Source organism: Shewanella psychropiezotolerans (assembly GCF_007197555.1).
Taxonomy (GTDB): Bacteria; Pseudomonadota; Gammaproteobacteria; order Enterobacterales; family Shewanellaceae; genus Shewanella; species Shewanella psychropiezotolerans.
This window is the reverse complement of sequence record NZ_CP041614.1, coordinates 495,418-510,297: the sequence shown is the minus strand read 5'-3', so window position 1 is coordinate 510,297 and position 14,880 is coordinate 495,418. Positions and strand designations below refer to the sequence as shown.

General features: G+C 47.0%; 14 protein-coding genes. 5 read left to right on the top strand and 9 right to left on the bottom strand.

The window, feature by feature from the left end; translation table 11 throughout:
- Nucleotides 1-92 precede the first annotated feature (92 nt).
- Nucleotides 93-1,487, bottom strand: a complete 1,395-nt coding sequence (locus FM037_RS02205) for a PhoH family protein (protein WP_144044659.1) — start codon at nucleotides 1,485-1,487, stop codon at nucleotides 93-95.
- 408 nt (nucleotides 1,488-1,895) lie between these two features.
- On the opposite strand from FM037_RS02205, the gene rapA reads away from it, so the two are divergent.
- Together rapA and FM037_RS02195 are read left to right on the top strand one after the other, a co-directional pair.
- The gene (gene rapA, locus FM037_RS02200) at nucleotides 1,896-4,802 is read left to right on the top strand and encodes an RNA polymerase-associated protein RapA (RefSeq protein ID WP_144044658.1); all 2,907 of its coding nucleotides are present in this window, start codon (nucleotides 1,896-1,898) and stop codon (nucleotides 4,800-4,802) included.
- A 112-nt stretch (nucleotides 4,803-4,914) separates the two neighbouring features.
- On the top strand, nucleotides 4,915-5,841 hold the full coding sequence (locus tag FM037_RS02195) for a DUF3530 family protein (RefSeq protein ID WP_144044657.1): 927 nt from the start codon (nucleotides 4,915-4,917) through the stop codon (nucleotides 5,839-5,841).
- Between the two features lie 29 nt (nucleotides 5,842-5,870).
- Here the strand turns inward: FM037_RS02195 and FM037_RS02190 are convergent, their stop codons facing one another.
- A complete protein-coding gene (locus tag FM037_RS02190) occupies nucleotides 5,871-6,677 on the bottom strand; it encodes a crotonase/enoyl-CoA hydratase family protein (RefSeq protein WP_144044656.1) in 807 nt (268 codons plus the stop codon).
- A 273-nt stretch (nucleotides 6,678-6,950) separates the two neighbouring features.
- On the opposite strand from FM037_RS02190, the gene FM037_RS02185 reads away from it, so the two are divergent.
- The gene (locus tag FM037_RS02185) at nucleotides 6,951-7,946 is read left to right on the top strand and encodes a response regulator (RefSeq protein ID WP_144044655.1); all 996 of its coding nucleotides are present in this window, start codon (nucleotides 6,951-6,953) and stop codon (nucleotides 7,944-7,946) included.
- Nucleotides 7,947-7,959: 13 nt separating this feature from the next.
- Nucleotides 7,960-8,928, top strand: a complete 969-nt coding sequence (locus FM037_RS02180; RefSeq protein ID WP_144044654.1) for a GGDEF domain-containing protein — start codon at nucleotides 7,960-7,962, stop codon at nucleotides 8,926-8,928.
- A 128-nt stretch (nucleotides 8,929-9,056) separates the two neighbouring features.
- Here FM037_RS02180 and rraB read toward each other — a convergent pair whose 3' ends face one another.
- From rraB to FM037_RS28380, 6 genes are all read right to left on the bottom strand, one after another.
- Nucleotides 9,057-9,473, bottom strand: a complete 417-nt coding sequence (rraB, locus tag FM037_RS02175) for a ribonuclease E inhibitor RraB (protein ID WP_144044653.1) — start codon at nucleotides 9,471-9,473, stop codon at nucleotides 9,057-9,059.
- Between the two features lie 145 nt (nucleotides 9,474-9,618).
- Nucleotides 9,619-10,344, bottom strand: coding sequence for a 1-acylglycerol-3-phosphate O-acyltransferase (locus tag FM037_RS02170; protein ID WP_144044652.1), 726 nt, complete (start codon nucleotides 10,342-10,344; stop codon nucleotides 9,619-9,621).
- Nucleotides 10,345-10,507: 163 nt separating this feature from the next.
- On the bottom strand, nucleotides 10,508-11,305 hold the full coding sequence (locus FM037_RS02165) for a metal ABC transporter permease (protein WP_144044651.1): 798 nt from the start codon (nucleotides 11,303-11,305) through the stop codon (nucleotides 10,508-10,510).
- Between the two features lie 78 nt (nucleotides 11,306-11,383).
- Entirely contained in the window at nucleotides 11,384-12,298 is a 915-nt protein-coding gene (locus FM037_RS02160; RefSeq protein ID WP_185976940.1) for a metal ABC transporter solute-binding protein, Zn/Mn family, read from the bottom strand.
- On the bottom strand, nucleotides 12,282-13,508 hold the full coding sequence (locus FM037_RS02155) for a hypothetical protein (protein ID WP_144044650.1): 1,227 nt from the start codon (nucleotides 13,506-13,508) through the stop codon (nucleotides 12,282-12,284). The genes FM037_RS02160 and FM037_RS02155 overlap by 17 nt, the downstream gene beginning before the upstream one ends.
- A gap of 249 nt (nucleotides 13,509-13,757) precedes the next feature.
- Complete coding sequence (locus tag FM037_RS28380) at nucleotides 13,758-14,042, bottom strand: ABC-type zinc uptake system zinc chaperone (protein ID WP_185976939.1); 285 nt, start codon at nucleotides 14,040-14,042, stop codon at nucleotides 13,758-13,760.
- Nucleotides 14,043-14,384: 342 nt separating this feature from the next.
- Here FM037_RS28380 and FM037_RS29890 point away from each other — a divergent pair, with 342 nt between their 5' ends.
- The gene (locus FM037_RS29890) at nucleotides 14,385-14,510 is read left to right on the top strand and encodes a hypothetical protein (RefSeq protein ID WP_265575354.1); all 126 of its coding nucleotides are present in this window, start codon (nucleotides 14,385-14,387) and stop codon (nucleotides 14,508-14,510) included.
- Nucleotides 14,511-14,543: 33 nt separating this feature from the next.
- Here FM037_RS29890 and FM037_RS02150 read toward each other — a convergent pair whose 3' ends face one another.
- Nucleotides 14,544-14,879, bottom strand: a complete 336-nt coding sequence (locus FM037_RS02150; protein ID WP_144044649.1) for a hypothetical protein — start codon at nucleotides 14,877-14,879, stop codon at nucleotides 14,544-14,546.
- Between the last annotated feature and the right edge of the window lies 1 nt (nucleotide 14,880).

Here is a 14,880-nt window from a genome sequence, read left to right as displayed (position 1 = left end):
CTACATTTTTCTCTTTACGCAAAATAATAAGACCCCCATAGAGATGGAGGCCTAATTTTTAGGGCTAAAGTAAAGTGAGGAACTCAGGTTATTTAGAGGTTTTCCTCGGCAAATTCGGCCAGACGCGAACGTACGACCCCATTGAGATAGATGTTGGCACTGCCTTCGAAGTTTTTGAAACGCTCCACGATATAGGTCAACCCGGATGTCACTGCGGTGAGATAGTTAGAATCTATCTGCGACAGGTTACCGCTACAGATAAGCTTAGTCCCCTCTCCCATGCGGGTGATCATGGTCTTTATCTGAGAAGCCGTCAGATTCTGGCACTCATCGAGGATCACCACAGAGTTCTGTATCGAGCGACCCCGCATAAAGTTGATGGATTTGAACTGGACATTGGCCTTGTCCATGATGTAGTTCATGCTACCACTGGGGTTCACATCATTCTTGTGTAGCACCTCTAAGGTATCGGTAATCGCCGCAAGCCAAGGCGTCATCTTCTCCTCTTCGGTACCAGGAAGGAAACCTATGGATTCGGCGATTTCCGGCGTATTACGGGTCACGATAATTTTATCGTAGAGCCCTCTCTCCACCACCATTTCCAGCGCTGCAGCCATGGCCAATAATGTCTTACCACAGCCTGCTGGCCCGGTGAGAATCACCAGATCAATATTCGGGTCCAGCAGAGCCTGCATCGCCATGCCCTGATAAATATTCTTTGGCCGTATGCCCCACGCATCCATGTTGAGTAATCTGTCTTTACCGAGATCTAACAATTTAAGATCCCCATTGGTCTTTTCCAACACTCGGGCGCAGAAGTTGGAGTCTTCATCTAACAAGTATTGATTGATATAGAAATTATCATCTCCGACCTCAACCACTGGCACGGTATGTACAGTATGACGTCCATGGGACTCGGTAGAGACGTGTTCCTTGCGCTCCCAAAAATCGCCCTTGAATTGATGAAACCCGGTAGTGAGGAAGCGAATATCATCGATGAGCTGATCGGTGCGATAATCCTCGACCAGTTTAATGCCCGCCCCTTTGGCCTTGAGGCGCATATTGATATCTTTAGTGACGAGAACGACGTTACGGGGTTTATGGATTTTTTGCAGGTGTAATGCTGTATTGATTATGCGGTTATCGTTGTTGTTGTCCGGTAGCGAAGCATGGGTCATTTCGAGTTGATGATCGGGAAAGATGGACAAGGTGCCACAGGCATCGCCGTGATCCTCTCGCCGTGGCAGTTTAACCCCTTGAAGTATCTGCTCTGGGGTGGTTTTACCGCCGAGTATATCTTCGAGTGCCCTGATGGCGACTCGTGCGTCTCTGCTTACGTCTCGTTTTCGATCTTTAATCTGATCCAGTTCTTCCAGAACAGTCATGGGGACAACTACATCGTGCTCCTTAAATGAATAGATGGCTAAGGGTTCGTGTAGTAATACATTGGTATCCAGTACAAACAACTTTCTGTCGTCTTGTTCCATGGCGCCTCCAATTACTTCTATCTATATGATGTTATGTTTTCACAGCTCCCAGTCCTTAATTAGTCCTTTAAAAATAATGTCGAGTTATCCACTTCAGTGTTAACCAAAAGTAAAGAAATAGCTATCACCTTGATTTCATACTGCCACTATTAAAGGGCCGCTTCAATCACTTGCTTAGAACTTTCTATAATTGAGAGTTACTTAGTTAGATTACACAGATATGACAAATTCCAGATAAAGAAACTACTTGTATAATTTGTAATCGGTGCTTTTACTTATTAAGCTTAGGTTCGACACAAAATTGAGGTCGATTAAGCCCCTCGAAAGAGGCTCCGATCCTTGCACTTTGAGGGAGTTTAGGTAAAATACGCGCCCTTTCGTGGTTCACCCGTAGATGAGAAATAGTTAATGCCCTTTTCCTTAGGTCAACGCTGGATAAGTGATACCGAATCAGAACTTGGTTTAGGTACAGTCGTAGGATTAGAAGGCCGTATGGTCACACTAATGTTTCCAGCAACCGATGAGAACAGGTTGTTCTCACGCACCGAGGCTCCCCTGACTCGAGTTATTTACAATCCTGGCGATAAAATTGAAAGCCATGAAGGCTGGAGCCTGACCGTCAGTGAGCTCGAAGAGAAGAATGAGCTCATTATCTACCACGGAATTCACACCGAAACCGGTGAGCAAGTCTCTCTCAGAGAAACTCTGCTTAACTACAATGTTAGATTCAATAAGCCTCAAGACAGGCTATTCGCCGGTCAGATCGATCGCTTAGACAGATTCGGCGTCCGCTATCAGAGTCAATTATTGAGAAATAAGCTGGCCACATCAGATCTTCTGGGATTACAGGGACCAAGAGTCGGCCTGATCCCACATCAGCAGTGGATAGCCCATGAAGTGGGTCGCCGTTTTGCCCCTAGAGTATTACTCGCCGATGAAGTTGGCCTGGGCAAGACAATCGAGGCAGGACTGATCATTCATCAGCAACTGCTTACTGGCCGCGCCGAACGAATTCTGGTTATAGTTCCCGATACCCTGCGTCATCAGTGGTTAGTCGAGATGCTGCGCCGCTTCAACCTTAAGTTCTCTGTATTCGATGAAGACAGATGTATCGAAGCTTACGCCGATAACGAAAATCCATTTTATACCGAACAACTGGTGATCTGCTCACTGGAGCTATTACGTAAGAAGAAGCGCCTGGAACAAGCCATAGATGCCGATTGGGATCTTATGATTGTCGATGAAGCACATCACCTTGAGTGGACCGAAGACGCGCCTAGCCGCGCCTACCGTATCGTTGAGGCCCTGAGTAAAGCCGTACCTGGCGTATTACTGCTAACCGCGACGCCTGATCAACTGGGTCATCAGAGTCATTTTGCCAGATTACGCCTGCTCGATCCCGATCGTTTCTACGATTATGACGCCTTCCTCGAAGAGGAAAAAAGCTACAAGGATGTTGCCAGCGCAGCCGAAGCGCTCGCCAGCGGCGACGCACTCTCGGCCGACGCTGTTGCCCAGCTGACGACCCTGCTCAGTGAGAAAGATATCGGCGCGACTCTGGAGTTAATTCAGTCAAGCAACGCCGATGTCGACAAGCAACAAGCCGCCCGTAATGAACTCTTGCAAGATCTGCTGGACAGACATGGCACAGGTCGTGTGCTCTACCGTAACAGCCGAGCATCGGTTAAAGGCTTCCCGACACGTATCTTCCACGCACATCCACAAGCGATACCAAGCCAATATGTGACGGCCGCGCGAGTCGGTGCCATGATGAATGGCCACTTAGATACTGCCGCCAAGGTCAAACAAGCCCTGAGCCCGGAGAAGATCTATCAGGATTTCGAGAGCAGCAGCGCCAGTTGGTGGAAATTCGATCCCAGAGTCGATTGGCTCATCGAATTTTTGAAGACTAACCGTAGCAAGAAGGTACTGATTATTGCTAGCCAGGCGGAAACAGCTCTTAGTCTGGAAGAAGCCCTGCGTACCCGTGAAGGCATTCAAGCGACCGTGTTCCATGAGGGCATGTCGATTATCGAACGTGATAAGGCCGGCGCCTACTTTGCTCAGGAAACCGGTGGCGCTCAGGCACTCATCTGCAGCGAGATTGGCTCTGAGGGGCGAAACTTCCAGTTTGCCAGCCAGTTAATCCTGTTTGATCTGCCTCTGAATCCGGATCTGCTGGAGCAACGCATAGGCCGTTTAGATCGTATCGGTCAAAACAACGATGTCGAGATCCACTTGCCTTATTTGGCTGGCACGGCCCAAGAGTGTCTGATGCAGTGGTATCACCAGGGACTCAACGCGTTCGAGCAAACCTGTCCCAGTGGACACATACTCTTCAACGAATTTTCTGAACCTCTGCTTTCACAGTTGATCACTCAAGATGAGACACTACTTCAAGAGTTACTCAGTAATACTCAAACTCGTTACCAAGAGCTAAAGACGGCGATGGAACAAGGCCGGGATAAGTTACTTGAGATCAACTCCCATGGCGGCGATCGCGCAGCTAAGCTGGTGCAACGTCTGGCAGAACGTGATGAAGACACGCAACTCATCGGCTCGGTTATCCGTTTATGGGACATCATAGGCGTCGAACAGGAAGACTGTGGTGAAAACACCATAGTACTCAAGACCAGTGAACATATGATGTTCCCGACCTACCCGGGATTATCCGAAGATGGCATGACTATCACCTTCGATAGAGAAGTGGCCCTTTCCCGTGATGATATTGCCCTTATCACCCAGGAGCATCCTCTGGTCCAGACTGGTTTAGACCTAATCACTTCGTCTGAGACGGGTACCACCAGCGTAGCCGTATTGAAGAATAAGGCACTCCCTGCGGGTACCATCTTCCTCGAGCTGATCTACATGGCCGATGCCTCGGCACCTAAATCTAGCCAGCTTTATCGCTATCTACCGCCAACTCCTGTACGTATCTTACTGGACAAGAACGGTAACGACTTGTCTGATAACGTCACCTACGAGAGTTTTAATAAGCAGCTCAGTGCGGTCAATCGACACATTGCCAGTAAGCTGGTTAATGCCTATCAGACCGCTTTACATCCCTTATTTGCTAAGGGAGAAGAATTTGCACAGGTTGAGCTTAAACTGCTTGCCGAGAGTGCCAGAGCAAAAATGACTTCTCAGCTTACGGTGGAGCTCGAGCGTCTCGAAGCACTCAAGGCTGTTAACCCTAACATTCGTGACGAAGAGATCACTCACCTGAAGGATCAGATGACCGAACTCAATGGTTACTTGGATGATAGCTTGCTGCAACTCGATGCCGTGCGTCTGGTGCTAGTGAGTCACGCTTAACATAGGCGACTAGGCCCTAGGTTCGAGAACCTAGGGCCTCTTTTCAATCACCCAACCCATTTATCCTGTTATACTTTATCTATCTTATTCTCTGCCCAAGCTTTGCGTATTTATGCGTTTCAACACAGCTCTTGTTACCACTCTATTCCTCCTTCTCATCGCTCCAACGGCTTTTGCAGCCGATCCCCAAGATGCCTCACCTAACGAAGCTATGACCAAGGAGAGCAAGGCTGAGGATAAAGCCGCTAAGCAGACCAAATATGATTATCTCCCCAAGGAGGAGGTCATTGAAATAACCGTAGGTCAGCAGCAGACTGAGGTATTAGTTAGATCCTGGAGTGGCAAGAAGCAACTGGGCACAGCCATCTTACTTGCTAACCCGGGCATGGGTGCCGATGGCGCTGGATTTCAAGCCTATTTGAGACGGAAATTGAATCCTGCCGGCTGGGCGACAATCGCGATAACACCACCTAAAAAAGTAGCCACACCTAACTTTGCCACCTCCGCAAAAGAGATCGCCAAGGCCGGTGAGATGCAGGGAAATCAAAAAGCCAATGAAGCAACCGAGCAATACTCTGATGCAGTCTGGCAAGATATTCGTGAGAAACAGAGCCAGTTCATCAGTCAGACCATGAACCAGCTTGACGCAATAGGCGCTCCCTATCCAGGTAAACGTTTACTGATAACCAGCGGACAGGGCGCTGGATTAACCATAGCCATGATCAACAAAAACCTCTTGGCCAAGCCCGATATACTGGTACTTATCAACCCCTACCTGAAGATGAAAGGTGAAAACTTGGCGCTAGCTAAGCAACTTGCAGAGTTAGATATTCCTGTACTGGACATCCAATCTGTCGATGGTCATAGGGCCTCATCTGCAACGGCTCATATGAGAGCCGAGCTATCGCCGCAAAATGCCCCCTATCGATACAGTCAGCAGACTTTAGCACTTAACCTCAAAAACCCCATGTCCTGGGAGACAGCCTTGAAGTCCATCGAGGGCTTTGCATTAAGAATAAGCCAAGGCCCAAGAAAATAGGATCTAGTAGGAAAAAGGCTCACTAAGATTTACCACCTGGCTTGCCTGTCTTTATAGGCCTTATCTGGTTCGCTTGTTTGCCGCTTAGCCGCTACCAGTCTATTTTTGCCCAGCAATAACTTAATTTGACTGATGGACTCCCGGGATAACAGGCTGCGGATGCTTGAGCTCCAGCTTTTGTTTATGCTCATCTTAATTGCCGCGTTGGCATCGGGTGAGGTCTTAGCTAAAACTGCGGCTAACTCGAGCGCTCGCACCATAGGCTCATCGACGACTTCGGTCACCAAGCCTTTAGACAAGGCATCTTGTGCACTCAGCACCCCAGCCGTCATCGTCAGCAGTAGCGCCTGATCCTTAGATACCACTTCCCTTAAAGAGACAAGGCCTGCCATATCCGGGACGAGCCCCCACTTAGCTTCCATGATCGACATCTGGGCATCAGAGGCCGCGATGCGAAAATCTGCGCCAAGAGCGATCTGCATGCCACCACCGAAACACACACCCTCAAGTACGGCGATAACAGGCACGGGGAGTCTGCGCCAGCCGATTGAGACCCTTTGGGCCAGGTTGGCATTGCCCGGAAGCCACTTAAACAACAGCTTAACCGCCTGCATGGGTGATTTAATCACGCTCTTCACATCTAAGCCTGAACTAAAGTTGCCATCACTCCCCGAAAGAATAACCCCACGAACCGAGCGGTCATGCTTTATTTCACGTATCACCTCATCGAGTTCACGGAACATATCGAAATTTAGCGCATTGCATTTTCCCGGCCGATTTAAGATGACATGGGCCACCTGCTTATCAACGATTAACTTAACAAACTTCCTTGCCATATTACTCTCCGCCATTAAACTGGTCAGTCCAGAACATGAGGTTAACATATTTGGATTATTTCACTAATAGAGATAACATATAGAGGAAATTTGACTGACGTCAAAAAAATGGCATGACATTTCCACTTTGGACTCATGCTGATAGACAAAAATTGATATAATAAAGTGAACTCAAAAATATAAATAATGCCTCTGAATTTATCATTTGAACAACCGAGTTCAATAATAAGTGTTATCTTGAATATATGGGCAGATTAGGATGTTGAAACGATAATGTCGATCCCAGTACTGATATGCGATGATTCCGCGCTCGCTAGAAAACAGATGGCGAGAACACTCCCCAAAGAGTGGGACGTTGACATCACTTTTGCAAATAATGGTGCCGAAGGTATCGAGGCCATTCGAGCGGGCAAAGGTGAAGTTGTTTTTCTCGATCTCAACATGCCTGTGATGGATGGCTATGAAGTACTACAAACCATACAGCAAGAAGATCTCCCCGCACTAGTCATAGTCGTTTCGGGTGATATTCAGATAAAAGCCCATGAACGGGTCAAGGCGCTGGGTGCACTGGATTTTATCCAGAAACCCGTTAGCGCCGATGCTATCAGTAATATATTACAAGAGTATGGCATTCTCACCATTGCATTAGGCGATGGGGTTGCTGACAGCCCGATGATCGAAGTAGACCTACTTGACGCCTGTCGGGAGGTAGCCAATGTTGCCATGGGACGTGCAGCCGATCTGCTGGCCAAATTGCTCGATGTTTTTGTGCTATTACCTATCCCAAACGTGAATGTGCTCGAAGTCAGCGAACTGACCATGACCCTCAAAGCCACCGAAGAGCACAGTACGGTTTCCGCACTATGCCAAGGCTTTATCGGTGCAGGTATCGCCGGAGAGGCTTTACTGCTGTTCCATGACTCGTCCTTTAAAGATATGGCGAAATTAATGGGACTCGACAATCCCGAAGATAAGAATACCGAGATAGAGGTCATGATAGATACGGGTAACGTATTGATTGGCGCCTTTCTCAATGGCATCTCCGAACAACTGCATATGAAATTCAGCCAAGGCCATCCCGTTGTACTCGGGCGTCACTGCACAGTGAACGATCTTATTCATGACAATTCGGAGAAGTGGTCTCGCACCTTGGCCATGGAGATTAATTATCGAATCGAAGATCATGATATCCAATGTGATCTGCTCTTGCTGTTTACCGAAGACTCATTACCGACGCTCAATTATAAGCTCGGCTATCTGTTAGATTAAGTTGGATCCATCTATGGCATATGACCAAAGCGCAATGAACGAACTCCACTGGTTAATCGATATGGTTCAAACCATAGAAGTTGGCTTGGTAGTATTAGATAAAAACTTTGATATTCAGCTTTGGAATGGCTTCATGGAAAACCATAGTGGAGTCTCTCCTAACTCTATCAAGGGTTCCAATCTGTTTGAACAGTTCGATTACCTTCCCGCCGATTGGCTGAAACAGAAGATGGAATCAGTTTTCTTACTCAAGAACCGGGCATTCATCAGCTGGGAACAGAGACCCTATGTGTTTAAATTTAAAAACTATCGTCCCATTACCGGACGAGCAGATTTTATGTACCAAAATGTCACTCTGTTGCCCCTCTCCTCGCTCACGGGACAGATCACACACATCAGCATGATTGTTTACGATGTGACCGATGTAGCCATCAACAAGTTACAGCTAAAGGCCGTAAATGAACGTTTAGAGCATTTGAGTCAGACCGATGGATTAACTCAACTCCATAACCGCAGATACTGGCAGATATGCATGCAGAAAGAGTTCGATCGCCACGCCCGTTATGGTGATCAAACCAGCCTGGTCATGTTCGATATCGATCATTTCAAGAAGGTTAATGATACCTATGGCCATATGGCAGGTGATAAGGTGATTCAACATATCTCCCACCTGCTTAAGCAGTCTCTGCGTGAAACCGATTGCGCGGGTCGATATGGTGGTGAAGAGTTTTCTGTGGTGCTGGCGAAAACCAGTGCCAAAGATGCCCTCAACTTCGCCGATCGTTTACGCCATAAAATTGAAACCACTGAACTGGTTTATGAGGGCAAGTCTATCAAGGTCACTGTCAGTATGGGGATCAGCGATCTACAAGAACAGGTCGGCAACAGTGGCCAATGGTTATCATTTGCCGATAAAGCCCTTTATGAAGCCAAGAAGGCGGGGCGAAACAATTGTGTGATCTATACCAGTTCCATTAAGTAAGTGATCATTCAGCGCATAAATTTAATGGAATTGGTATTGCCTAAAACATAATCAGCTTATACAAAACCAGAGTGATGAAAACAGAGAAGGCCCATAATGGGCCTTTTTCATGAGATAGCGATTAGCGTCTAATGGATGATATCTTCTTCATCTTCGTCTTCAAACTCATCGTCGCGCACCTCATCACCGTTTTCATCGATGAAATACGTACCCCAACCGTCATAGTCGACTTTCTGCTTAGCCGCTAACGTTAATAAGGCTTCACAAGCCTTATCGAGCAGCTCAACTTCAAGCTTGTGGCTTGCGACAGCATCGAAACAGTAGATAACAGACCCATCTTCCAGCTCCATCTCTTCGGCATCATTGACTTCAAAACCTGATTTAAACGCATCTACTGCCGCTTTTTCCAGGCGATCGAAGTTAGTCGATGAAAAGTGATGCTCAATTGTGTAGTCGGCATCCGGATGTGAACCGTCACCAAGAATAGCATCGACTATCTCTTGGTTTTCTTGTTTCTGTGCCTTAAGTAAACGCTCAATTGACATGGATGACTCCCAATAAAAAATCTTGGCAAATTATATACCAGTTCCATTAAGTAAGTGATCATAAATTTAATGGAATTGGTATTAATCCAGACATAAAAAAACCTCTAAAATGGAGGTTTTTTTGTCAAATATCTACCCATTGGATCTACTTGGCCATTAACGCCGATGCTTCCCGGTTAAGCTGAGTCAACCTGGCTGACATTAGCGCGTGAATACGGGATGAAAGCTCTTTGACCTGATTCTTAGCCAAGCCCTTGGTCTCGATAGGCTCCATCATCTCTATGATAACCACACCATTGTTCCAACGATTCATCTTAATATGCCCCTGACAGGAGGCTAATACAGGCACCATAGAGACACCGGCTTCGATCGCAGTGTGGAAGGCACCTGATTTAAAAGGCAGCAAGCCCTTACCTTTAGAACGTGTACCTTCGGGAAAAATCCAGATAGATAAGCATTTATCTTTAATCTTTTTGGCTGTTTGTGCCATGGTTTCGAAGGCTTTATTACGGTTCTTTCTGTCGATCAGGATATTGCCCGATAACCAATATATCTGTCCGAAAAAAGGTACCCAGGCGAGACTCTTCTTGCCCAGACTCACAGTCCCCTTAGGCACCGCAGCGGTATGAGTGAACATATCGAAGTTATTTTGGTGATTGGCGAGATAGACACAAGGTTCATCTTTCAAGCCTAAACTAGGCTTACGCACTATGACCTTGATGCCTAACACTGGCGCGGCAAAGGAAAATATTTTAGCGAACATGTGTACATTATCTCGATGACGAGGTCTGAGCAGACAAAAAAGGCCACCAAAAATAAATGCTAGCAACAGCATCACAGCTAATATCAACGATCTGAGGATTAACAGCACAACATACTCCCATGATTCTAATCGCGTCATTATAGCCAGCAAGAGGGTATGACTCAATATTTTGTTTACGTTTGTAGCCCGAGACTGATATGCATCAATTAGAGCAAATAGACTAAAAATGCATTATCAGACAAGGAGCACAATCGCGTTCATAAGCATTAGCCTAGTTTTGGTTAACCTGCATAGCGGCTTCCTGAGCGGACTTTTTGGACAAACTCAATACCAGTCTGAACAGGATGGCACTGACCGCGAGCGTAGCGACTATGGCGGCACCACTCGGCAGGTCCAGAGTTGCAGAAAGAAGTAAACCGAGAATGTACCCCGTCAGTCCCACCATATAAGCAGCCCCCAGCCTATATTTAGATCCAAACTTATTGACCGCGAGCGCGGGTAATATCAAGGTACTAAACACCAGATAGACCCCAACCAACTCGACCGATAAGGTGATAACTATGGCGAACAGAATATAGAAACCACTGCCTTCGAGCAGCTTAGGCTTGAGGAAAACCACGGCTAATACCAGTGCGGAGACACAAGCAGGCCAGATGAGTTGCGACCAGTTGACCCAGAGTATTTGCCCCGATAACAACTGTTTAAGCATTTCTGCCCCATGAGGATCATTGGAAAGCAACAACATGGCGGCGACAGCAGACAGCACATAGAAGCAACCAATTATCGCCTCAAGTTCATCGGCCATACGCTTAGATAACCAGGCGATAAACCCCGCTCCAGCGAGGGCGAAAAGTGCTGGCATCCACACATTAGAGAAAGGCAGATGCTCAATATCATGATTGAGATGGGCGACAATCGCTCCCAATGCAGCAACTTGCGCAATAGCTAGATCGATGAAAATAATTCCCCGCTTTAGCACCTGCTGACCGAGTAACACATGGGTCGACAACACCAGCACACCCGCAGCAAGTGCCGGCAAGAGAATTGAGATTAAGTTAATATCAAACATAGGCGAATACTCGCTTTTTGAGCGTAATCGAATAGAAGATAGGGGCAGTGGATAAATCACTGCCCCTACTTATTTTCTCTAGCTAGCTTTTACGCTAAGTAAGAGATCTAACACACTGTCGTAGAGGCTGAAGAGATCTTGACTCTGATCGTTGCCACCAACCGACATAGGTAGCACCTGAACCGGTAAGTTTGCACGCTCTCCCAGCCAATTAGCACCACGCTCATCCTGATAAGATGCCACGATAATCGCCATGACATCACCCGCCTCGGTTCGTGTCAGCAAACTTGCAAGATGACTGCTACTAGGTGGTAAGCCAGGCTTAGGCTCCAGATCGGCAACTTGCTCAATGCCTACCCAATTGAACAGGTATTTGAAGCTCGAGTGATAGGCGATAACCTTCTTGCCGCGCAGAGGCGCCGCTTTCTTCTCCCAAACCGGGATCGCCGCGGTCCATCTCAGACTAAAGTCAGCCAAGGCCGATTCATAATCCGCTTTGCTGTCGGGATCGACGGCTGTGAGCTTAACCGTAAGAGCCTGGGCCACTTTCAACATCCTCTCAGGTGAGAAGTGAAGATGAGGATTCCCCTTAGCGTGGACATCGCCCATGCTTCGATCCACAGATTTAAGCTGATCTATGGTTTCAACCTGCTCGGCGGCATAGAAGAGACCCTGATCAGTTGAGCGAACTTTAGCGTTAGATGATTTCATCTGCAGCATAGGCAGCCAACCAACTTCAAGATCGGCACCGGCACAGACAGCGATATCCGCCTGACGCATCTTAGCGATCAGACTCGGTCTGGCTTGAACCTGGTGGGGGTCTTGCATCGCGGTCGTCGCCGAATAGATCCTGGCATTCGGTGCCAACTCCTTCGCCAGAGACGCGTACTCAGGCTCGCAGGCAAAGATATTCAATTCGGCAGATGCAATGCTCGAATAACTCACTACTATTGCGGCTATCGCCGACTTTACTAACTTAGAATTGATGCGCACCGTGAGCCCCCAGAGTCATAACATATTGAAGAGTTAGAACGTTATCGTCTTCGATACCGAAGTAATTGGTTCCTTTCTGATTGGTGTACTGCAGACGAACCGTAGAGAAATGGCTGTGATGCCAAGCCAGACTGACCTCAGTTTCCTTTAACTTCTGGGCATCGAAATGGTCCCCATGAAGCTCCTGAACATCGGTCTCACCATAACGCACACCGGCGGACCAGTTTGGACTAAACTGATACACACTACTCAGATACCATCCTTGCATATCATCGACACTATCAGCCGAATCATGATCATGGTCATGATCGTGACCATCTTCGAGGGGAGCAAAGTCTGTCACCCTGAAGTATTCACCGCTGACTGTGAGGTGTTGATATTTATAGTTGCCGTTCGGAGCCCACTTATAGACGAAATCGGCAATATAGGTATTCTCACCGGTAAAGGTGGCGCTGTGACTGTGGTCGTGGCCTTCATGTCCAGCTGCCAATGCGGCATGGTCTTCGTGCTCACCTTCGACCATGCGGCCATTCTCGTTACGCATGTAACTTAGACCGGCCTGCCATGAACCATTACCGATATCGCCACCGATCTTGGTATAGGCGGTGTAGACACCGATATTTTTGTACTCACGCTCGGCATGGTCGCTATGACCTTCATGTTCATCATGTTCACCACCAGCGGCGCGCATGCTGTCACCCTTAAAACCTTCCAAACCCATGGTCCAGTAAAGATCCGTTGGTGCCACATAGTTTACGCGCACACCATCATCGAAATAATGGCTGCCGAGGAAGGCACGATATGCGGCAGGACGGTCCGAAAAGGCGTCGGTATGAACATGTTGATTGTTCAAGTAACCCACATCCGACAAGAAGCGGCCCGCACGAATCGAAAATCCCCATGGCATGGCTAAGGTTTGAATGAAGGCTTCTTCCAGACCCAGCTCAGTTTCACCATCGTGCATCTCAATTACGGCGGTCAATTTACCGTAAAACATATCGTCGATATTGGCACTCATGGCTATCTCGGTGTGGCCTAAGCCGAAACCTTCGCCGCGCTCGGCCATCGGACGCTCGGTATTTTGATAGTAGCCATCGAGCACGGCACTGATCGCCGGGTTTGTCAGAGTGGGATCTTCAGCGAAGGCAGAAGTCGTAAAAAAGGCACATGCAGCGGCCACGCATGATACGCGGTTATTTAAAACGGTCATTTGTTTCTCCAAAATACAGCATAAGTCCCCTAACATTTTTATAAATATTAAGTAATTAGGTGCTAGGTGGACTAAATCAAAAAAATCGTATTACTGAAGTTAACTAGACAGGTGCACGCTCAAGCCAAGGGGCTATTAGCCCCAATAGCTTTAGTAAGAAATGGGGTGTCAGACAAGTACAGAAAGTACAGTCATCCCGTCCCAAAACTGAGCTCGCGATTGAAATTAGTTAACTGAGGTTGATTTGATTTACGCGACAGGAGGAGCGCGGCTACGGAAAACGCTGACATGTGATGCCAGGCGCTCACATACCCGATAGGCGACAGGTTCAAATGTTTGAACTAAAACCGGAAGGGTAAATGGAACACTAGGTAAGAGTTTATTAAGCTGATGTTTATGGAAACAGAGGGTACAGTGACCCTTAGCACCATGATCTATATGTTCAACGCTATGGACAGAAGCGGCAAAAGACAGGCAGATCAATATGGCTGATAGCCATAAAGCAATTCCTCTTCTCACACTATTACTGACCATGAATACCACCGTTGAAGACACAAATTAACAGCCTACCTCAAATCAAGACGAGGTAAAAGCGCGTACAATTTTATGCAAACAGAGAGTTAAGTCAAGTTACGCTTTTAATAAAAATAGGTAAAATTCACAAAATAAATGTAAGCAGAAATGAGTCAGTGTCGAAGAAAGTGCGTATAACTGATGATCTTAATTGAAAAATATCATAATAGAATATGATCGCCATCACTCAATTCTGGGCCACAATTAATACTGACTTAAGCTCTAAAGCCTAAAATTACAACAGATAGCTAAATAAACTAATCCTATTTAAGCGAGCGTAAACCCATCAGGGGAGTAAACACCATGTTAGAGTTCCTACGTGAAAACGGTAAAATGATCTTTTGGACCACCTTTTTCTTCATCGCCATAGGTGGCGGGATCTACTATGTCGATGCCGCATTGGAAGCACAGGTTACGGTTATTAATTAAGTTAGGCTTTCAATAAATACATTCCATAAAAAGTTAGCGATACTTCTGCCTATGCTCACTATCGTCGACCTCTTTAACCTCAGGAGCTTGGGTTACTCTTAGGTGATCCATCATATGACTGACAAGTAAGACAATCACAGCCACTATGGCCAGAGGTGTGGTTAGGTTACGCACCTCTGGCTCAAAATAGCCGTAGACTAAAGCAGCGACTCCAGAATAGAAGGCGGCGATTTTTAAACGAGTGAGAATAGGATTCTTACCTAACCAGGCATCACAATGGGGACATTGAATCTGCGCGTTTAGCCCCTTACCACGCTGATTCTTGACCGCATTGACACCAAAAGTTTTACTACAGTGAGTACATAACACA